Annotated in this window: 19 protein-coding genes; 6 read left to right on the top strand and 13 right to left on the bottom strand. The window is 61.5% G+C overall.

The window, feature by feature from the left end; translation table 11 throughout:
- Nucleotides 1-285: 285 nt before the first annotated feature.
- From pdhA to ROG8370_RS16380, 3 genes are read left to right on the top strand one after another with little or no spacing between them, the layout of a single operon-like run.
- Nucleotides 286-1296 (top strand): pyruvate dehydrogenase (acetyl-transferring) E1 component subunit alpha, encoded by a 1011-nt coding sequence (gene pdhA, locus ROG8370_RS16390; protein ID WP_085828245.1) that lies wholly within the window; start codon nucleotides 286-288, stop codon nucleotides 1294-1296.
- A 15-nt stretch (nucleotides 1297-1311) separates the two neighbouring features.
- The gene (locus ROG8370_RS16385) at nucleotides 1312-2682 is read left to right on the top strand and encodes a pyruvate dehydrogenase complex E1 component subunit beta (RefSeq protein ID WP_085828244.1); all 1371 of its coding nucleotides are present in this window, start codon (nucleotides 1312-1314) and stop codon (nucleotides 2680-2682) included.
- Between the two features lie 14 nt (nucleotides 2683-2696).
- A complete protein-coding gene (locus ROG8370_RS16380; RefSeq protein ID WP_085828243.1) occupies nucleotides 2697-4013 on the top strand; it encodes a pyruvate dehydrogenase complex dihydrolipoamide acetyltransferase in 1317 nt (438 codons plus the stop codon).
- A gap of 86 nt (nucleotides 4014-4099) precedes the next feature.
- On the opposite strand, the gene cysE is transcribed toward ROG8370_RS16380, so the two are convergent.
- Nucleotides 4100-4927: a serine O-acetyltransferase gene (gene cysE / locus ROG8370_RS16375; RefSeq protein WP_085828242.1), complete on the bottom strand. Its 828-nt coding sequence runs from the start codon at nucleotides 4925-4927 to the stop codon at nucleotides 4100-4102.
- A gap of 84 nt (nucleotides 4928-5011) precedes the next feature.
- Between cysE and ROG8370_RS16370 the strand changes: the two genes are divergently transcribed.
- The gene (locus ROG8370_RS16370) at nucleotides 5012-5350 is read left to right on the top strand and encodes a TraR/DksA family transcriptional regulator (protein ID WP_085828241.1); all 339 of its coding nucleotides are present in this window, start codon (nucleotides 5012-5014) and stop codon (nucleotides 5348-5350) included.
- Nucleotides 5351-5497: 147 nt separating this feature from the next.
- Here ROG8370_RS16370 and mltG read toward each other — a convergent pair whose 3' ends face one another.
- From mltG to fabD, 6 genes are all read right to left on the bottom strand, one after another.
- Nucleotides 5498-6655: an endolytic transglycosylase MltG gene (gene mltG, locus ROG8370_RS16365; RefSeq protein ID WP_085828240.1), complete on the bottom strand. Its 1158-nt coding sequence runs from the start codon at nucleotides 6653-6655 to the stop codon at nucleotides 5498-5500.
- Nucleotides 6655-7914 (bottom strand): beta-ketoacyl-ACP synthase II, encoded by a 1260-nt coding sequence (gene fabF, locus ROG8370_RS16360; protein ID WP_085828239.1) that lies wholly within the window; start codon nucleotides 7912-7914, stop codon nucleotides 6655-6657. The genes mltG and fabF overlap by 1 nt, the downstream gene beginning before the upstream one ends.
- Before the next feature lie 136 nt (nucleotides 7915-8050).
- Complete coding sequence (locus ROG8370_RS16355; RefSeq protein WP_085828251.1) at nucleotides 8051-8794, bottom strand: 1-(5-phosphoribosyl)-5-[(5-phosphoribosylamino)methylideneamino] imidazole-4-carboxamide isomerase; 744 nt, start codon at nucleotides 8792-8794, stop codon at nucleotides 8051-8053.
- A 198-nt stretch (nucleotides 8795-8992) separates the two neighbouring features.
- Nucleotides 8993-9226: an acyl carrier protein gene (locus ROG8370_RS16350; protein WP_073197975.1), complete on the bottom strand. Its 234-nt coding sequence runs from the start codon at nucleotides 9224-9226 to the stop codon at nucleotides 8993-8995.
- Nucleotides 9227-9729: 503 nt separating this feature from the next.
- The gene (fabG, locus tag ROG8370_RS16345; protein WP_085828238.1) at nucleotides 9730-10467 is read right to left on the bottom strand and encodes a 3-oxoacyl-[acyl-carrier-protein] reductase; all 738 of its coding nucleotides are present in this window, start codon (nucleotides 10465-10467) and stop codon (nucleotides 9730-9732) included.
- A 33-nt stretch (nucleotides 10468-10500) separates the two neighbouring features.
- Nucleotides 10501-11448, bottom strand: a complete 948-nt coding sequence (gene fabD / locus ROG8370_RS16340) for an ACP S-malonyltransferase (protein ID WP_085828237.1) — start codon at nucleotides 11446-11448, stop codon at nucleotides 10501-10503.
- 163 nt (nucleotides 11449-11611) lie between these two features.
- Between fabD and ROG8370_RS16335 the strand changes: the two genes are divergently transcribed.
- Nucleotides 11612-12826: a cytochrome b/b6 domain-containing protein gene (locus ROG8370_RS16335; protein WP_085828236.1), complete on the top strand. Its 1215-nt coding sequence runs from the start codon at nucleotides 11612-11614 to the stop codon at nucleotides 12824-12826.
- A gap of 56 nt (nucleotides 12827-12882) precedes the next feature.
- Here the strand turns inward: ROG8370_RS16335 and ROG8370_RS16330 are convergent, their stop codons facing one another.
- The 6 genes from ROG8370_RS16330 to ROG8370_RS16305 all read right to left on the bottom strand — a co-directional run bounded on the left by ROG8370_RS16330 (nucleotide 12883) and on the right by ROG8370_RS16305 (nucleotide 17308).
- Complete coding sequence (locus ROG8370_RS16330) at nucleotides 12883-13080, bottom strand: Trm112 family protein (RefSeq protein WP_085828235.1); 198 nt, start codon at nucleotides 13078-13080, stop codon at nucleotides 12883-12885.
- Nucleotides 13077-13724, bottom strand: a complete 648-nt coding sequence (locus ROG8370_RS16325; RefSeq protein WP_085828234.1) for an LON peptidase substrate-binding domain-containing protein — start codon at nucleotides 13722-13724, stop codon at nucleotides 13077-13079. Before ROG8370_RS16325 ends, ROG8370_RS16330 begins: the two co-directional genes overlap by 4 nt.
- A gap of 26 nt (nucleotides 13725-13750) precedes the next feature.
- The gene (locus tag ROG8370_RS16320; protein WP_085828250.1) at nucleotides 13751-14668 is read right to left on the bottom strand and encodes a thioredoxin family protein; all 918 of its coding nucleotides are present in this window, start codon (nucleotides 14666-14668) and stop codon (nucleotides 13751-13753) included.
- Nucleotides 14669-14720: 52 nt separating this feature from the next.
- Nucleotides 14721-15509: an exodeoxyribonuclease III gene (locus tag ROG8370_RS16315; RefSeq protein WP_085828233.1), complete on the bottom strand. Its 789-nt coding sequence runs from the start codon at nucleotides 15507-15509 to the stop codon at nucleotides 14721-14723.
- Nucleotides 15510-15622: 113 nt separating this feature from the next.
- The gene (locus tag ROG8370_RS16310) at nucleotides 15623-16384 is read right to left on the bottom strand and encodes an NYN domain-containing protein (protein ID WP_245827444.1); all 762 of its coding nucleotides are present in this window, start codon (nucleotides 16382-16384) and stop codon (nucleotides 15623-15625) included.
- Between the two features lie 237 nt (nucleotides 16385-16621).
- Nucleotides 16622-17308 (bottom strand): response regulator transcription factor, encoded by a 687-nt coding sequence (locus ROG8370_RS16305; protein ID WP_085828248.1) that lies wholly within the window; start codon nucleotides 17306-17308, stop codon nucleotides 16622-16624.
- 159 nt (nucleotides 17309-17467) lie between these two features.
- Here ROG8370_RS16305 and ribA point away from each other — a divergent pair, with 159 nt between their 5' ends.
- Nucleotides 17468-18559, top strand: a complete 1092-nt coding sequence (ribA, locus tag ROG8370_RS16300; RefSeq protein ID WP_085828232.1) for a GTP cyclohydrolase II — start codon at nucleotides 17468-17470, stop codon at nucleotides 18557-18559.
- Nucleotides 18560-18584: the final 25 nt, after the last annotated feature.

The following is an 18584-nucleotide window of genomic DNA, read 5'->3' as shown; positions in this document are numbered from 1 at the left end:
TTGCCAACGATCCCAGATATCTGACTTCTGTTTGTCCGTGAAGAATATGCGGCGACGATACTTCATGATGATCACTCCATCTCTCTCAAAAGATTAAAGTGTTGCATCGACCCGTTGAAACCGCCGCTCACAGCCGCCATAGCATTGACGACACGCCCTGCGGACCGACCCTCTGACAAGCCGATCTCTGCAAAGAGGTGAAATTCGCCCTCGTCAGTGGCCCTTTGATCGTGTATTTGATAGTTTAACGCTAAACTATATTTGCAAACAAGGAGTCGCCCACCCATGGCTGCCCGAAAAAGCACAAAGAAACCAAACGTTTCTGCCGACGAACTCAAAACATTTTATCGCGACATGCTGCTGATCCGCCGATTCGAGGAAAAGGCCGGCCAGCTTTACGGCATGGGTCTTATCGGTGGTTTCTGTCACCTCTACATCGGTCAGGAAGCGGTTGTTGTCGGCCTTGAGGCCGCCGCCGAAGAGGGTGACAAACGCATCACCACCTACCGCGATCACGGCCATATGCTGGCCTGTGGCATGGACCCCAAAGGCGTGATGGCCGAGCTGACGGGCCGCGAGGGTGGCTATAGCCGCGGCAAGGGCGGCTCGATGCATATGTTCAGCAAGGAAAAGCATTTCTACGGCGGGCATGGCATTGTGGGCGCGAACGTACCGCTTGGCGCCGGTCTGGCCTTTGCCGACAAGTACAATGAAAACGGTCGCGTGACATTCACCTATTTCGGCGATGGCGCCGCCAACCAGGGTCAGGTCTATGAGACCTTCAACATGGCCGCGCTTTGGGATTTGCCGGTGATTTTCGTCATCGAGAACAACCAATACGCCATGGGCACCTCGCAAAAACGCTCGACCTCGACCCCTGACATCTACACCCGCGGCGAGGCCTTCGGCATTCCCGGTGAGGCCGTCGATGGCATGGATGTTCTGGCCGTCAAAGAGGCCGGCGAAAAGGCCGTGGCGCACTGCCGCTCTGGCAAGGGCCCCTACATCCTTGAAATCAAGACCTATCGCTATCGCGGTCACTCGATGTCGGACCCGGCCAAGTATCGCACCCGCGAAGAGGTCCAGAAGATGCGCGACGAAAAGGACGCGATCGAGCATGTGCGCGATCTGTTGCTCTCTGGCAGCCACGCCACCGAGGACGACCTCAAGGCGATCGACAAAGAGATCAAGGAAATCGTCAACGCCAGTGCCGAATTTGCCAAGGAAAGCCCGGTGCCGACCTCCGAGGAACTTTGGACCGATATTTACGCCGATGTGGCGCCGCAGAACGCCTGAGAAGGAGAGACACCCATGGCAACCGAAATTTTGATGCCCGCCCTCTCTCCGACAATGGAAGAAGGCACACTTGCGAAATGGCTCGTAAAGGAAGGTGATACCGTCAAGAGCGGCGATATCATGGCCGAGATCGAGACCGACAAGGCCACGATGGAATTCGAGGCCGTCGATGAAGGCACCATCGGCAAGATCCTGATCGAAGAGGGCACCGAGGGCGTGAAAGTAAACACCGCCATCGCCGTGCTTCTGGAAGAGGGCGAAAGCGCCGACGATATCCAGAGCGCCGCTGCCCCGGCAAGCGCGCCTGAAGACGAGGCTACTGCCCCCAAAGCCGCCCCGGCGCAAGCCAAGGCGCCCGAGGCCCCCAAAGCCGACACCAGCCCGGATTGGCCCGAGGGCACCGAGATGGAAACCAAGACCGTGCGCGAGGCACTCAACGCCGCCATGGCCGAGGAAATGCGCGGCGATCCGTCGGTCTTCATCATGGGCGAAGAGGTGGCCGAATATCAGGGCGCCTATAAGATCACCCAGAACCTGCTGGACGAGTTCGGCGGCAAGCGGGTGATCGACACGCCGATCACCGAGCATGGCTTTGCCGGAATCGGGGTTGGCGCGGCCTTTGGCGGCCTGCGCCCGATTGTCGAATTCATGACCTGGAACTTTGGCATGCAGGCGATTGACCAGATCATCAACTCTGCCGCCAAGACGCTTTACATGTCCGGCGGGCAGATGGGCTGTCCGATTGTGTTTCGCGGCCCCAACGGTGCCGCCGCGCGCGTCGGTGCCCAGCACAGCCAGGATTACGCGGCCTGGTACGCGCAAATCCCCGGCCTGAAAGTGGTACAGCCCTATTCGGCGGCCTGTGCCAAGGGTCTGTTGAAACAGGCGATCCGCGATCCCAACCCGGTTGTCTTCCTTGAGAACGAAATCCTTTACGGGCGCTCTTTCGAGGTGCCTAAACTGGATGACTTCACCATTCCCTTCGGCAAGGCCAAGATCTGGCGCGAAGGCTCTGACGTGACCATCGTCAGCTTTGGCATCGGCATGACCTATGCGCTTGAGGCGGCCGACAAGCTTGCCGAGGATGGCATCAGCGCCGAGGTGATCGACCTGCGCACTCTGCGCCCGCTTGATTACGACACCGTCATTGCCAGCGTCATGAAAACCAACCGCTGCGTCACGGTTGAGGAAGGCTGGCCGGTGGCCTCGATTGGCAACCACATCTCGGCCACCCTGATGGAGCGCGCGTTTGACTATCTTGACGCGCCGGTCATCAACTGCACCGGAAAGGATGTGCCCATGCCCTATGCGGCCAACCTTGAAAAGCTGGCGCTGACAAGCGTGGATGAGGTGCTCGATGCTGTGCGCCAAGTGACCTATCGGTAAGGAGACATAGAGCGATGCCAATTGAAATTCTGATGCCCGCCCTGTCCCCGACCATGGAAGAGGGCACCCTTGCCAAATGGCTTGTCAAAGAGGGCGATACGGTCAGCTCCGGCGACCTTCTGGCCGAGATCGAAACCGACAAGGCCACGATGGAATTCGAGGCCGTCGATGAGGGCGTGATCGGCAAGATCCTCATCGAAGAGGGCACCGAAGGCGTGAAAGTGAACACCGCCATCGCCGTGCTTCTGGAAGAGGGCGAAAGCGGAGATGACATCAAGGCGGGTGGCTCTGCCGCCCCGGCCGAGGCCCCCAAGGCCGATGCCAAAAGTGAGACCGCCGCCCCTGCGGCAGCGCCCGAGACCAAGGCCCCGGCGGCGCCAGCCGCCGCGGATGGCGGACGGGTTTTCGCCTCGCCGTTGGCGCGCCGGATTGCCGCCGACAAGGGCGTTGACCTTGCCGGTCTCACGGGGTCCGGCCCGCATGGCCGGATCGTCAAGGCCGATGTCGAGGGCGCCAAGGCCGGTTCGGCCAAGCCCGCCGCCGCAAGTGCGCCCGCAGAGACCGCCAAAGCGGCCCCTGCCACGGCCAGCATGGCCAGCGGCCCGTCCTCGGATGCGGTCATGGCGATGTATCAGGGTCGCGAGTATGAAGAGGTCAAGCTTGACGGGATGCGCAAGACCATTGCCGCACGCCTCACCGAGGCCAAGCAGACCGTGCCGCATTTCTATCTGCGTCGCGACATCAAGCTTGATGCCCTGATGAAGTTCCGCGGCGAGCTCAACAAACAGCTCGAAGGGCGCGGCGTCAAACTCTCGGTCAATGACTTCATCATCAAGGCCTGCGCGCTTGCGCTTCAGGCGGTGCCGGATGCCAATGCGGTCTGGGCGGGCGACAAGGTGCTCAAGCTCAAGCCGTCGGATGTGGCCGTGGCCGTGGCGATTGAGGGCGGGCTGTTCACGCCGGTTCTGAAAGACGCCGAGATGAAGTCGCTCTCGGCCCTCTCGACCGAGATGAAGGATCTGGCCAGCCGTGCGCGCGACCGCAAGCTCGCGCCGCAGGAATACCAGGGTGGCACATTCGCGATTTCCAACCTCGGCATGTTCGGGATCGACAATTTCGACGCGGTGATCAACCCGCCGCATGGTGCGATCCTTGCGGTTGGTGCCGGCAAGAAACAGCCCGTCGTCGGAAGCGATGGCGAACTGGCCGTAGCAACCGTGATGTCGGTCACCCTGAGCGTCGATCACCGGGTGATTGACGGCGCAATGGGCGCCGAGCTTTTGAACCAGATCGTCGACAATCTGGAAAACCCGATGGTCATGCTGGCCTGAGACAAGGCCCAAGACACATGCGCCCCCGACAGGGTTTGATCCTGTCGGGGGCGCGGTAAAATCGTTCGACCCTGCGCAGACACCGCTTATTCGGCGTCTTTTCCGTCACCGCGCACGCCCAAAAGCTGGTCCATGCTCACTGAGGGCTGGGCACAGCCCGCCTCGCCCACGATGCGCGACGGTACGCCCGCCACGGTCTTGCAGGGCGGCACCTCTTCGAGCACGACAGAGCCAGCGGCGATGCGAGAGCAATTGCCAACCCGGATATTGCCAAGCACCTTGGCACCGGCCCCAATCAGAACACCATTGCCGATCTTGGGATGACGGTCTTCTTCTTCCTTGCCGGTGCCGCCAAGGGTGACCGAATGCAGCATCGAGACATTGTCGCCAACCACGGCCGTTTCGCCGATCACGATGGAATGGGCGTGGTCTATCATGATGCCCTTGCCGATCCGCGCGGCCGGGTGAATGTCGACGCCAAACACCTCCGAGGCGCGCATCTGAAAGAACCGCGCCAGATCGCGACGCCCCGTGGTCCAGAGCCAATGGGCGATGCGGTAGGCCTGCACTGCCTGAAAGCCCTTGAAGAACAACAGCGGCAGGATAAAGCGATCACACGCCGGATCGCGGTCATTCACCGCCACGATATCGGCGCGCGCCGACAGGCCGATGTCGGGGTCGGTGCCAAGCGCCTTGTCGCAAATCTCGCGCAGGATCTGTTCTGGCATTTCATTCGAGGTCAGCTTGAGAGATATCCGATAGGCCAGGGCCGACTCGAAGGTATCGTGGTGCAAGACGCTTGAATGGATAAGCCCGCCCAAGAGCGGTTCATCGGCAATTGCATCTTTCGCCTCGGAGGCAATCCGAGCCCAGACCGGATCAAGCTCCGCGAGTTTTGAGTGTATTTTCGCCACGTGTATGCTCCTCTGGATTGGGCCAAGTATAACAGATAGGCAGGATCAATAAAATGCAAAGGCGTGATTGGGGGCATAAGCAAAATGAATGAGAACGACCAGAGCCGATTTCGCGCCCGGATCAGCGCCCTGCTCACCGAGTTGGCGCAAGAGGATGCGCTTGGCCAATCGGGCCAGGCCACGGTCGAACTTGACCAACAGGCCGTGGGTCGGCTGAGCCGGATGGACGCTCTTCAAAATCAGGCCATGGCCAAGGCCAGCCACCTGCGCCGCCAGACCCTCAAGACCCGGCTAGAGATGGCCCTGCGGCGCATGGATGAGGGCGAGTTTGGCTATTGCGAGGATTGTGGCGATAATATCGTCCAAGCCCGGCTGATGCTTGATCCGACGGCAACGCGCTGTACCTCCTGCGCCAAGGGCTAAATGCTTCTCTCAAGGCGTCGCGCCCAACCTCCCCTGCGGGAGCCTCCGGCGGGGATATTTAAAGCAAGAAGAAACCAGAGCGTGACACCCTAGCTTTCATCGTTCCGTAAATACTCAATCCACAGAGGCCGCAGAGCGCAGGCGGTTCTAATTCGCCGCGCGCTCCGCTTCGATCTCGCGCCATTTGGCGACGTTGCGATTATGCTCTTCGAGGGTTTCGGCAAAGGCGTGGCCACCGGTGCCATCGGCCACGAAGAAGATATAATCGGTGCTGTCCGGATTGACCGCGGCCTCGATACTCGCGCGGCCGGGATTGGCGATCGGGGTCGGTGGCAGCGCGTCGATCACATAGGTGTTCCAGGGCGTGGAGGCGCGCAATTCGCTTTGCCGCAGCCCGCGGCCCAGAATGCCCTGTCCCTTGGTCACGCCATAGATCACGGTCGGGTCGGTTTGCAGACGCATGCCGCGTTTGAGGCGGTTGGTAAAGACGCTGGCCACCTGGCGACGTTCTTCGGCAACGCCGGTTTCCTTCTCGATGATCGAGGCAAGGATGAGCGCCTCATAGGCGCTTGCCAGCGGCACGCCCTCGGCGCGGTTTTGCCAGGCCTCGGCCAGGATAAGATCCTGCGCCGCGCGCATCCGGGCGATCACGCTCTCACGGGTGTCGCCTGCGCGCACCTCATAGCTATCGGGGGCAAGCGAGCCCTCGGCGGGCAATTCTGCAACCGTGCCTTCCAGCACGTCAACCGACTTGAGTTCTTCCACCACCTGCCAGCTTGTCACGCCTTCCGCCAAGGCAATGCGATAGCGGGTATCGGCCTGCCCGCGCACGCGGATGAAAAGATCGGGCCGCGCCTCGTCAGAGACCGGATCAAACGCGATCTTTTCCTCATAGCGCCCTGTGCCGGTGTTGAGTTCGCGCACCAGTACCTCGGCGTTGGCGATCCCGATGCGGTAAACCACCTCTGTGCCACAGCTGCTGGCACCGCCACGGGTGATGAGATCCGTGATCTGCGACATGCTGGCGCCCTCGGGAATAAGCCAGCTACCCGCCTTGAGATCGTCAATCTTGTTGCTGTATTCCGCTCCGATCCGAAAGATCGTCCCGCTGGCAATCGCGCCCTCGTCTTCAAGGCGCCGCGAAATGCGCCGCATCGTGCTTCCGGGCTCGACCCGAAGGCACATCGCCTCGCTCAGCGGGCCGCTGGCACCATATTGCTTTTGCCCCCAGAGGATCATGCCCCCGAGCAGAAAGATGATGACAACCAGAAGCGTCAGGAAATTAGACGCAATGTGGCGCCACATCAGCGCAGCTTTCCAAGGCAAAGCGACGCGTTCGTGCCACCAAAGCCAAAGCTGTTGGACATGACGACGTTCACCTCACGCTCGCGTTTCACGTTCGGCACAAGATCAATCGGCGTTTCTACCGCCGGATTGTCGAGGTTGATCGTCGGCGGCACCACCTGATCGCGGATGGCCAGGATCGAAAAGATCGCCTCGATCGCGCCGGCCGCGCCCAAAAGGTGGCCGGTCGAGGATTTTGTCGAACTCATCGAGGTCGTGCCCGCCGTTTCGCCCAACAGCCGCTCGACCGCCTTCAATTCGATCGTGTCGGCCATGGTGCTTGTGCCATGGGCGTTGATGTAATCCACCTCGGAAGGGGCAACGCCGGCATGCTTGAGCGCCATCGTCATCGCCCGGAAGCCGCCATCGCCATCCTCGGCAGGCGCGGTGATGTGATAGGCATCCCCCGAAAGGCCATAACCAAGCACCTCGGCATAAATCTTGGCGCCACGCGCCATGGCGTGCTCGTATTCTTCCAGCACGACAACGCCCGCGCCCTCACCCATGACAAAGCCGTCGCGGTCGCCGTCATAGGGGCGGCTCGCGGCCTTGGGATCATCGGCACGCTTGGTCGACAGGGCCTTGCAGGCGTTGAACCCGGCAATGCCGATCTCGCAGATCGCCGCCTCGGCCCCGCCCGCCACCATCACATCGGCATCGCCAAACATGATAAGACGCGCCGCATCGCCAATCGCATGCGCGCCCGTCGAACAGGCGGTCACGACCGAATGGTTGGGCCCCTTAAAGCCATAGCGAATGCTCACCTGACCACTGATCAGGTTGATCAGAGCGCCCGGAATGAAGAACGGCGACACCCGCCGCACGCCCTTGTCACGGATGATCAGGGTGGTTTCCTCGATCGAGCGCAGCCCGCCGATACCAGAGCCAAGCATCACACCTGTGCGCTCGCGATCCTCGTCCACTTCGGGCATCCAGCCGGAATCTTCCACCGCCTGTTGGGCCGCGGCCACACCGTAGAGGATAAAGTCATCCACTTTACGGCGCTCTTTGGGCTGCATGAAATCATCAGCGTTGAAGCTGCCGTCGCTGCCATCGCCAAGCGGCACCTCGCAGGCATAGGTGGTCGCCACGTTGGTTGGGTCAAAGCGGGTGATCGTGCCCGCCCCTGATTGCCCGTCCAAAAGACGCTTCCAGCTTTCTTCAACCCCGGATGCAAGCGGGGTCACCAGACCCAGACCTGTGACAACGACACGCCGCATAATGCTGCCCTTTCAGTACATATTCTTCAAAGCTCTTACCCCGGCTTGCCACCGGGGGGCAAGAGGCGCCCGCATGGCTACGCTGCGGCATGCCGAGATTTCCGGCACGCCGCCCGGGGCAAAAGGCCAGATCCGCCTATTCAAACGGTGCGGTCGGCTCTGGCGCTGCGCGCGCAATCTCCAGTGCGGCGCCAAGATCCACATCCTTGGACAACAGGGCGCGGCCAATCAAAGTGCCGGCGATATTGGGGATGTACTTCAGCCGTGCCACATCATCCACGCTGCGCACCGTGCCACGGGCGATCACCTGCTGGCGGGTGGTGGCCGCAAGACCCGAGATCACCCCGAGACTGCCATCGCTGTCCTCGATATCGGCGTCAATATCGGTCACGATGATCCCCGCAAGCGGCACCCCGTCAAAAGCGCTGACAAAGTCTTCGGGGCTGATCGCGCTTTGACTGCGCCAGCCATCGGTCATCAATTTGCCTTGAAAGATATCGACGGCCACAACGATCTGATCCGGATTGTACTTGGCGATCTCTTTCACAGTATCGGGATCACGTACCGCCATGGTGCCGAGCACGATGCGCCCCGCCCCCTTGTCGATCCAGCGGCTGATCGCATCGCGCGACCGGAACCCGCCGCCCAATTGCACAGGAATGCCCGCCGCGCGAATGATCTCGGCGATAAGTTCGTCATTGCCGTCCTCACCGCGAAGCCCGTCCATGTCGGTCAGATGCATCCAGTCCGCCCCCGCCGCCGCAAAGCCGCGGGCGGTCTCGACCGGGTCCACATGCCAGATGACCGGTTCGTCCAGCCGCCCACGCGTCAGGCTGACGCATTTGCCGTTCAGAATTTCCAAAGTCGGATAGAGGATCATCGTCGCGCCCTTTTTCTGGTAAAACCCCCGGTGGTTGTACCGGTCGACACAGACTGTGCTGGTTTCGCGCGGGTAACACTGTTCCCAAATCGGCATGATAGACGCGTTTCGCGGCGGAGCAACAGAGTCTCTTGCATCCCCCGCAACGCAAAAGGCCCCGCCAACCGGCAGGGCCTTCCTTCGCACGAGGCGAAAAACTTAGGAGGCTTCGGTAATGAACTTCACCGCGTCGCCAAAGGTTTGGATGGTATCGGCAGCATCGTCGGGGATCTCGATGCCGAATTCCTCTTCGAAGGCCATGACCAGTTCGACCGTGTCCAGGCTGTCAGCGCCAAGATCGTCGATGAACGAGGCTTTTTCGACAACCTTGTCCTCTTCAACGCCCAGGTGTTCCACAACGATCTTTTTAACGCGGTCTGCGATATCGCTCATGTCATAATCCTCATCGTTTCATGGGCTGTTTTGCCCGTTTTATGCCCCCGACGAAATCAGAGGGCGGCTTTTATAGTGCCCCAGCGGGCGGCTCTCGACTACCCGCAATCTGCGGCCTACCGGGAGAATCCGCTTATCCCTCCGGCAATTCTGCGCCGCCTATAGCACATGGCGCGGCGTTGGCAAATGCTTTCACCGCCCGAAGGGTTGCACGCGGGCAAAGCTGTGTCGCACCCGCCCTGCCCCTTTTATGGGCTCATACGCGCCCCGCCACAGCAAACTCCCTGCAGTATAGAGGCATGCAGCGGCTTCCGGGGGCTTTGCAAACGTCACCGTATGGTTCACCGGATGCACTCACGCCCCGCATGGCTTTCACCATTCCCAAAATACTTAAATCCAGCCAAATAAAAAAGGCGCGCCCTTGAGACAAGAGCGTCGCCTTTCCAGTTTCGCGAATCACGCGCGCGGTAGCGCTCAATTTGGAACCGCCGGGCGCGCCCGGCTCAGATCATCGCCATTCCACCATTCACATGCAGCGTCGTGCCAGTGACATAGCCCGCTTCGGTGCTGGCAAGATACAGCACAGCCGCCGCAATCTCTTCCGGCGTGCCCATCCGCGCGGCAGGAATCTGCGTATTCAACGCCGACTTCTGCTCATCGTTGAGCTTATCTGTCATCGGCGTGGCGATAAAACCGGGGGCGACCACATTGGCGGTGATGCCGCGGCTGGCCACCTCGCAGGCGATGGATTTCGTCAGCCCAACGAGCCCGGCTTTCGCGGCGCTATAATTGACCTGCCCCGGATTGCCAATGGACCCCACGATCGAGCCGATATTGATGATCCGGCCCCAGCGGGATTTCATCATCGGGCGCACCGCCCCACGGCACAGCCGCATCGCCGCCGTAAGATTGACGTCGATCACATCGTGCCAATCCTCGTCCGACATCCGCATGAAAAGCTGATCGCGGGTGATCCCGGCATTGTTGACCAGAATATCAAGACTGCCCATCGCGGCGATCGCGGCCTTCGGCAGCGCCTCGACCGCATCGCGGTCACCAAGATTGCAGGGCAGCACATGGGCACGCTCACCAAGCTCGGCGGCAAGCGCCTCAAGCGGCTCGACCCGCGTCCCACTCAGGCCGACCGTGGCCCCCGCAGCGTGCAGCGCCCGTGCAATCGCGGCGCCAATGCCGCCGGATGCGCCGGTGACCAGCGCGGATTTTCCTGTCAGATCAAACATCTATGGTCCTTTCGTTATAAAACTGCGCGCGGCTCAGGCGCTTGCAAAGGCCTCTGCGGCGCCCTTGACGTCATCGGGTGTGCCGACCGCACGACAGGTCATCTCGCGGTCAATCCGCCGGATCATTCCCGACAGGGCCTTGCCCGCGCCGATTTCCCAGGCTTCGGTAACGCCCTCGGCGGCCATGTAAAGCACCGATTCCCGCCAGCGCACGGCGCCGGTCACTTGCTCGATCAGAAGCGCGCGGATTTCATCCGGGTCCTGCACGGCACTCGCGCGCACATTCGCCACCAGCGGCACCACCGGCGCGGCAAAGCTGACCTCGGCGAGGGCCGCTGCCATTGCCTCGGCGGCCGGGGCCATCAGGGCGCAATGAAACGGCGCGCTGACCGGCAAAATCACCGCGCGCTTGGCGCCCTTGGCCTTGGCCAGCTCGACCGCGCGCTCGACTGCGGCCTTATGGCCCGAGACCACGACCTGACCGGGGTCATTGTCGTTCGCCGCCTGACAGACCTCGCCCTGCGCGGCCTCGACGGCCACGGCGCGCGCCGCCTCGTAATCAAGCCCGAGGATCGCCGCCATGGCGCCCACGCCGACCGGCACGGCCTTTTGCATGGCCAGGCCGCGAATCCGCAACAGCCGCGCCGTATCGGCAATGCTCAGCGCGCCCGCGGCTGCCAGAGCGGAATATTCCCCAAGCGAATGCCCGGCGACAAAGCCACCGGCCCGCGAGATATCGACACCCTCGGCCTCAAGCGCGCGCAGCGCCGCAAGCGAGGTCGCCATCAGGGCCGGTTGGGCGTTCTCGGTCAGAGTCAGCGTGTCCTGGTCCCCCTCCCAGATCAAACCGGACAGGTTTTCGCCAAGCGCCTCATCGACCTCGTCGAAAACCGCCTTGGCCGTCGGATAGGCCTGGGCCAATGCCTGGCCCATGCCGATGGTCTGTGCCCCCTGCCCGGGAAATACGAATGCTCGGTTCATATGCTTTTTGCCTCCCTAAAAGTGCCTTGGGATACCGCGCCGGGCGGGCCATGGCAACGCCCTTCGGCTGTGTTGCAGGGCCGCACCGGGCCTGTGCGCCAGATGTCATTGCCCCGCCTCGCCGTTTGGCTAGAGTGGGCGCGCAACCAGAAGGACCAAAGCGATGCCAACCAGCAACTCGGCCAGCACCTATGGCAGTGTGACGAAAACCTTTCATTGGCTGACCGCGCTGTTGATCCTGACCAACATTCCGATTGGCCTGATTGCCAGCGATCTGGCGCATGAGGTGCAAATCGCCCCGAACGAGGCCTTGGTCAACCGTACCACGTTTCTGTTTTCCTTGCACAAAACCATTGGCGTGGCGATGTTCTTTGTCGCGCTCGCGCGCATCGCCTGGGCGATAAGCCAGCCCAAGCCGGGGTTGCTCAATGGCGACAAATGGGCCGAGGCCTGGGCGGCGGAAACCGTGCACTGGCTGCTTTATGGCTCGCTTGTCATGGTGCCGCTGTCGGGCTGGGTGCATCACGCGGCCACCTCGGGTTTTGCGCCGATCTGGTGGCCGTTTGGCCAAAACCTGCCGCTGGTGCCCAAATCCGAAGGCCTCGCGGCACTTGCGGGCACGCTGCACTATATCCTGCAATGGGTGCTGATCGGCGCGATTGGCGCGCATGTGGCGGGGGCGCTCAAGCATCACCTGCTGGATGGCGATGCCACGCTGCGCCGGATGTTACCGGGGCATACCCCCGGTCAGCCGACCGCGCGCCAGCCCGGTCATATGCTGCCGTTCGTCACCGCGCTTGCGGTCTGGCTGGCGGCGCTTGGCGGGGCGGGCATGATCGGCCTGTTCGGCGCGGGTGACGGCGCGCAAACCACGGGCCTTGCGCAGGTCGAAAGCGACTGGACCGTCTCGGACGGCAGCCTTCAGATCACCGTAGAGCAGATGGGTTCATCGGTGCAGGGCAGCTTTGCCGACTGGACCGCCGATATCACCTATGACGAGACCGGCGACGCGGCGGGCAAACATGGCAGCGTCACGGTCACCATCGCCATCGAGTCGCTCTCGCTTGGCTCGGTCACCAAACAGGCGATGGGGCCGGATTATTTCAATGTCAGCAGCTTTCCGACCGCCCAGTTCAGCGCCGATCTTATGAAAACCGATCAAGGCCATGTGGCGCGCGGCACCCTCACGATCCGCGACCAATCGGTGCCGATCGAAATGCCGTTTGACCTTGCGATTGACGGCGACACCGCCACTGTCAGCGGCGGTCTGTCGGTGGACCGGCGTGAATTCAACGTGGGCACCGGCATGACCGATCCCAATTCGCTTGGCTTTGCGGTTGATATCAAGGTCGATCTGACCGCCAGCCGCGCGCCTTAGGGGGTGTCGCATGTTGTCGACGCTCAAAACCGGTTCCCACTTTTGAGCAACATGCTCTAATCGTCGATCCGGCGCGCCTCATCCAAAAGCATCACCGGGATACCGTTGCGTATGGGAAAGGCGAGGCCCGCGCTTTTGCTGATCAATTCCTGATGCTCGGCGTCATAGATCAGCGTCTGGTGGGTCTGCGGGCAAATCAGCGCCTCAAGCATGCGCCGGTCAAAGGCGGGCGTGGTGTCGGGGGTGTCGGTCATTGCATGATATCCTCGCTGTCGCCGCCGCGCAGCGCATATTCGATCAGGGTGACAAGCGTCTCGCGCCGCGTGCTGAGCGATGGCGCCTCAAGCAGGGCCTGCTTGTCCTCGGGCTCAAAGCCCAAAAGCATCGACAGCGAGTTGATCAACAGCTCGTCCTCGGCCTCTTTCAAGGACTGCCAGTCGGTTTCAAGCTCGCGCGCCGAAAAATAGCGCGACAAGAGGTTCATGAAGGCCGTGCGGTCAAAACCGGGGTCGGCGTCCTCTGGCCCCATATCGCGTTCAAAGCCGGCCCATGACACGCGGGCGCGCCGATAAGGCGTGAACCCCTCGACCTCTTCCAACAGGCGAAATCGCGACTTACCTGTGAGCGTGATCATGTAACGCCCGTCTTCGGTCTCCGAAAACTGCGTCACCCGCCCGACACAGCCGATGGTGTGAAGACCGGGGCCCTCGTCGCGGCCCGGAATGCGGTTCGGCTGAACCATCCCGATCAGGCGCGAGGGCGTTTTAAGGGCATCCTCAAGCATCGCCAGATAGCGCGGCTCGAACAGGTGCAACGGCAAGCGCGAGCGCGGCAAGAGCAACGCGCCCGGCAGGGGGAAAACCGGAATTATCTCAGGCAGATCGAGGTTTTTTGTCATGCACCTTACCTAGCCCGACACCTGCCTCAGGCAAATATCATCGAGCTCAATTTTCGCCGCCCGTTCAACACCACCGGATCGTTGGGCTTGAGCGCCTCGAAAATGGTAAAAAGCTGGGTCTTGGCGGCGCCGTCATTCCATTCGCGGTCGGCGCGGAAAATCGCCAGCAGTTCGTCGACGGCCTCTTCGGCCTGAGCGTTGGCATAAAGCGCCTGCGCCAGATCAAAGCGCGCCTGATGATCGCTTGGGGCGGCGTCAACGGCGGCGCGCAGCTCGGCCACGGGGCCGAGCTGCGCAGCCTGACGCGCAAGCGCGATCTGGGCATGTATCGCCTCAAGCTCGGGGGCGCTGGCGATTTCGGCGGGGGCGCCGTTCAGGATCGCCTCGGCCTGATCAAGTTCGCCAAGGGCGATCTCGGCGCGCGCCATACCGGCATAGGCGCGCACGTTGTTGGGGTCTTCCTGGGCAATGGCGGCATAGGTCTGCGCCGCATCGGCCGCCGCGCCCTCTTCGAGCATCTCGTCGGCAGCATCAAGCGCCTCGTCAAGCCCGCCGTCGGGCGCGCCGCCACCGGCCTCGATCACGCGGGCCACGAAGGCATCGATTTCCGAGGGCGGCACCGCGCCCTGAAAGCCGTCAACCGGCTGGCCCTGCCAGAAGGCATAGACCGTCGGGATGGATTGCACCCGCAACTGGCCCGCGATCATCTGGTTTTCGTCAACGTTGACTTTGGCCATCTTCACGGCGCCCTTGGCACGCGTCACCGCCGCCTCAAGCGCCGGGCCAAGCGTCTTGCAAGGGCCACACCACGGCGCCCAGAAATCAACGATCACCGGCACGGTCTGGGACATTTCCACGACCTCGGTCATGAAATCAGCCTCGGACACATCCTTGATCAGGTCGCCCGCCGCGGGGGCGTTTTGGGTTTGGCCAAGCTCAATCATCAAAGTTTTCCTTCCATTCGCTTACCCCTATATGAGCAAGACTGCGTCTATTTCAAAGGTCAAATGTTGCAAAAACCGGGGCGTGGTCGCTTGGTTGCTCCCATCCGCGCACCTCACGCAGGATGCGGCTTGAATGGGCCGAACCCGCGATATCGCCGGTCGCCCAGACATGATCAAGCCGCCGCCCCTTATCGGCCTCGGACCAATCCTTGGCCCGATACGACCACCAGCTATAGAGCAGCCCCTCGGGAATATCGGCGCGGGTCACATCGCCCCAGCCGCCGGCCTCCATCACGTCATGGAAGTGTTCGACCTCGACCGGGGTGTGGCTGACGATCTTCAAAAGCTTCTTGTGGCTCCAGACATCGTCTTCGCGCGGGGCGATGTTGAGATCACCCACCAGAATGGATTTTTCCGGGCGGCTGTCGCGGAACCAGTCGCGCATCTCGGTCAGGTAGTCGAGCTTTTGGCCGAATTTCTCGTTCTTCTCGCGATCCGGGATATCGCCGCCCGCAGGCACATAAAAGTTGTGGATCGTGACCCCGTTTTCCAACCGCCCGGCGACGTGGCGGGCATGGCCGAGACTGGCGAAATCCTTGTCGCCGACATCCTCGATCGGCAGCTTGGAGAGGATCGCAACCCCGTTATAGCCCTTCTGCCCGCGCGCCACCACATGGCCATAGCCAAGCTCGGCAAAGCGCGCGAGCGGCATCTTGTCGACCGGGCTCTTGCATTCCTGAAGGCACAGGATATCGGGCGCCTCGTCGCTCAAAAGCCGCGAGACAAGCCCCTCGCGCAGGCGGACCGAGTTGATGTTCCAGGTTGCCAATGTAAACGCCATGCCGCCTCTCCTGTGCCCGTTTCGGGCCAGACCCTAAAGCGATGCGCGCCAAGGTGCCAGCCGGAACGACGGGGGGCGGCGAAAAAGGTGGGATCGGCGACGGGTGCCCTGCCCTAGGCCGAGGCCGAGGCGAAGGCCTTGCTGAGAAGCCGGACGGTTGCGTTGTGACCGCGTGGGTCAAGGGCATAGAGGTTGGGGCATTTGGCCAGGTAAGCCCGCCAATTTTTTTCCGACAGCGTGCTGATCCGCGTACCATGTGCTTGACACATCTTGGTTGCAAGATCTTCAAGCCGCATGCCGCCGCCTTTCACACTATGGCAGGCGATCATGGCCTTGATGTTGCGGTCAAGCTCACTCACATCGGGCTGCGATGATTTCGCCACCGGCGCGGGTGGCTTTGCGGCAGGTTTCGGAGGCTTGGCGACGGGTGTCGCGATGCTGCACTGCGCCGTTTTCAAAACGGTGAAAGTGGTACAGGCCAGACGAAAACTTTGGGGTGATTTTGCCTCGCCCATTCCATGCACATGCAGCCCCTTTTCGCGCAGGCGCTGCGCCACATGGGTAAAATCGCCATCCGATGTCGCGATCACAAAGTTCTCAATCCCACCGGTCAGCGCAAGTTCCATCGCGTCAATGCACAACAGAATGTCAGCGGCATTCTTGCCGGAGCCCGCATGCATCACGCGATACCCCGGTGTGGTCAGCCAATCCGACTTGATATTCGCAGCCGCATAAACCCGCGTAACATCCACCCGGCCAAGCCGCCGCCCCGCGCAACGAACCTGCTCGGCATGCATTGCGTTTATGTTGTCGCCATCCACCAGAACCGCAACGCGTTCAACCGGCAGGCCCATCTTCCAATTTCCATCGTCCATAGGATGAAGTGCTATGCGGGGATTGGGGCGATAATTTGACAGATTTACCAAAACTAACAGGATGCATCCGGGCCGCCCAGTGTCCCTCGGCCTGCGTTACCGATGGGCGCCTAAAGAAAAAGACCCCGGCACACTGGCCGGGGTAGTCCAACAGGGAGGTACATGCGTTACCGCACATACAACGCAGAGTAGCACATTATCCTGAATCATGCATACTACTTTGATCGTAGAGCGCGCTTACAGCATCAAGCGATAACCGCCGGATTCGGTAACAAGCAGGCGCGCATTGCCGGGATCGGGCTCGATCTTCTGGCGCAGGCGATAGATGTGGGTCTCAAGCGTGTGGGTTGTGACCCCCGCATTATAGCCCCAAACCTCGTGCAGCAGGATATCGCGCGGCACCACGCCTTCGGTCGAGCGATAGAGGTATTTCAGGATGTTGGTCTCTTTCTCGGTCAGGCGCACCTTGCGCTCGTCCTCGGTGATCAGCATCTTCATGGCGGGCTTGAAGGTATAGGGCCCAAGCTGAAACACCGCATCCTCGGATTGCTCGTGCTGGCGCAACTGTGCGCGGATGCGCGCCAGCAGCACCGGGAATTTGAACGGCTTGGTGATATAATCGTTGGCCCCCGCATCAAGGCCAAGGATCGTGTCGGCATCGCCATCATGACCGGTCAGCATCATCACCGGCGCTTTGACCCCCTGCTTGCGCATGAGGCGGCACAGCTCTCGCCCGTCGGTATCGGGCAGGCCCACGTCGAGAATGACCAGATCATAGATCATATCCTTGACCTTGCTCATCGCATCGGCGCCACTTGTGGCCTCGAACACATCGAAATCTTCGGTCATGACCAATTGTTCGCCGAGCGCTTCGCGCAGGTCGTCGTCATCGTCCACCAGCAGAATCTTTTTGACTTGTGCCATTTTGCTTTTCCTCGTCCTTTGAGAGAACATGAGGGACAAGGCGCGCTGCGACAAGATGTACAACACAACAATCACGGCCACGTGTTGGTACGAGAGCGTTTCTTTCAATTCATTACAAAACCACCTACATAAAGCTGATTGCTACCGGAAAGACTCGCCATGACCCTCGCCCCTGACATCACCGAGATTATAGCCCGCGCCCGTGCCGATCTCCGGATGGGGGTGCCCGTGGTGATTTCGGGGCCAGAGGGGGCCGCTCTGGTAATGGCGGCGGAAACGGTGGATGCGCAACGCCTCGCCGATCTGCGCGCGCTTGGCGGCAAGCCGGTTCTGGCGATCACCGCGCGACGTGCCGAGACCCTCAAGGCGCGCGCCTATGACGGTGATCTGGCGCGGGTGATCCTGCCACCCGATGCGGGCTTGTCCTGGGTTTTGGCGCTGGCCGATCCGGCGGATGATCTCAAAACCCCGATGAAAGGCCCGCTTGCATCCGAACGCGATGGCGCCGCCGATTTGCACCGCATCGCCTTGCAGCTTGTGAAATCCGCGCGGCTTTTGCCGGCCGCCCTTGTGTTGCCTCTGACGGGCGGTGCGGGATTTGCGATCGAACACGGGCTGACACAGGTCGCTGCGGTGACGGCCGCGCCGCATCTCATGCGCTCCAGCCCGCTGCATCCGGTGGTCAGTGCGCGTTTGCCGCTTGATGTGTCCGAGGCCGGACGGTTGCACATCTTTCGCCCCGAAGATGGCGGCGAAGAGCATTACGCCATCGAGATCGGCCAGCCGCCGCGCGACAGCGCGGTGCTTGCGCGCTTGCATTCGGCCTGTTTCACCGGCGACCTGATGGGCAGCCTCAAGTGCGATTGCGGCCCGCAATTGCGCGGCGCCCTGGCGCAGATGGGCGCCGAAGGGGTCGGCGTGCTGCTCTATCTAAATCAAGAGGGGCGCGGGATTGGCCTTGCCAACAAGATGCGCGCCTACTCGCTTCAGGATCAGGGCTTTGACACGGTCGAGGCCAATCACCGGCTTGGCTTTGAAGATGACGAGCGCGATTTCCGGATCGGCGCGCAGATCCTGACGCTGATGGGGTTTTCTGCCGTGCGGCTTTTGACCAACAACCCCGCCAAGATCGAGATGATGCGCCAGAACGGGATCGACGTGGTCGAGCGGGTGCCGCTCAAGCTGGGCGAAAACGCGCATAACCACGCCTATCTGGCCACCAAGGCCGCGAAATCGGGGCATCTGCTCTGACATCCGCGCGGCTCTTCACAGCTTG

It is taken from the genome of Roseovarius gaetbuli, from assembly GCF_900172365.1.
Classification (GTDB): domain Bacteria; phylum Pseudomonadota; class Alphaproteobacteria; order Rhodobacterales; family Rhodobacteraceae; genus Roseovarius; species Roseovarius gaetbuli.
The sequence above is the reverse complement of the archived record's forward strand: the minus strand, read 5'-3'. Positions and strand labels throughout refer to the sequence as shown.

Coding starts and splice junctions, on each gene's coding strand:
- ROG8370_RS16370 (WP_085828241.1), top strand. CDS start 5,012: ATGAATGAGAACGACCAGAGCCGATTTCGCGCCCGGATCAGCGCCCTG.
- ROG8370_RS16355 (WP_085828251.1), bottom strand. CDS start 8,794: ATGATCCTCTATCCGACTTTGGAAATTCTGAACGGCAAATGCGTCAGC.
- fabF (WP_085828239.1), bottom strand. CDS start 7,914: ATGCGGCGTGTCGTTGTCACAGGTCTGGGTCTGGTGACCCCGCTTGCA.
- ROG8370_RS16325 (WP_085828234.1), bottom strand. CDS start 13,724: ATGACAAAAAACCTCGATCTGCCTGAGATAATTCCGGTTTTCCCCCTG.
- fabG (WP_085828238.1), bottom strand. CDS start 10,467: ATGTTTGATCTGACAGGAAAATCCGCGCTGGTCACCGGCGCATCCGGC.
- ROG8370_RS16330 (WP_085828235.1), bottom strand. CDS start 13,080: ATGACCGACACCCCCGACACCACGCCCGCCTTTGACCGGCGCATGCTT.
- ROG8370_RS16305 (WP_085828248.1), bottom strand. CDS start 17,308: ATGGCACAAGTCAAAAAGATTCTGCTGGTGGACGATGACGACGACCTG.
- ROG8370_RS16385 (WP_085828244.1), top strand. CDS start 1,312: ATGGCAACCGAAATTTTGATGCCCGCCCTCTCTCCGACAATGGAAGAA.
- pdhA (WP_085828245.1), top strand. CDS start 286: ATGGCTGCCCGAAAAAGCACAAAGAAACCAAACGTTTCTGCCGACGAA.
- ROG8370_RS16335 (WP_085828236.1), top strand. CDS start 11,612: ATGCCAACCAGCAACTCGGCCAGCACCTATGGCAGTGTGACGAAAACC.
- ROG8370_RS16380 (WP_085828243.1), top strand. CDS start 2,697: ATGCCAATTGAAATTCTGATGCCCGCCCTGTCCCCGACCATGGAAGAG.
- ROG8370_RS16310 (WP_245827444.1), bottom strand. CDS start 16,384: ATGGACGATGGAAATTGGAAGATGGGCCTGCCGGTTGAACGCGTTGCG.
- mltG (WP_085828240.1), bottom strand. CDS start 6,655: ATGTGGCGCCACATTGCGTCTAATTTCCTGACGCTTCTGGTTGTCATC.
- ROG8370_RS16315 (WP_085828233.1), bottom strand. CDS start 15,509: ATGGCGTTTACATTGGCAACCTGGAACATCAACTCGGTCCGCCTGCGC.
- fabD (WP_085828237.1), bottom strand. CDS start 11,448: ATGAACCGAGCATTCGTATTTCCCGGGCAGGGGGCACAGACCATCGGC.
- ribA (WP_085828232.1), top strand. CDS start 17,468: ATGACCCTCGCCCCTGACATCACCGAGATTATAGCCCGCGCCCGTGCC.
- ROG8370_RS16350 (WP_073197975.1), bottom strand. CDS start 9,226: ATGAGCGATATCGCAGACCGCGTTAAAAAGATCGTTGTGGAACACCTG.
- ROG8370_RS16320 (WP_085828250.1), bottom strand. CDS start 14,668: ATGATTGAGCTTGGCCAAACCCAAAACGCCCCCGCGGCGGGCGACCTG.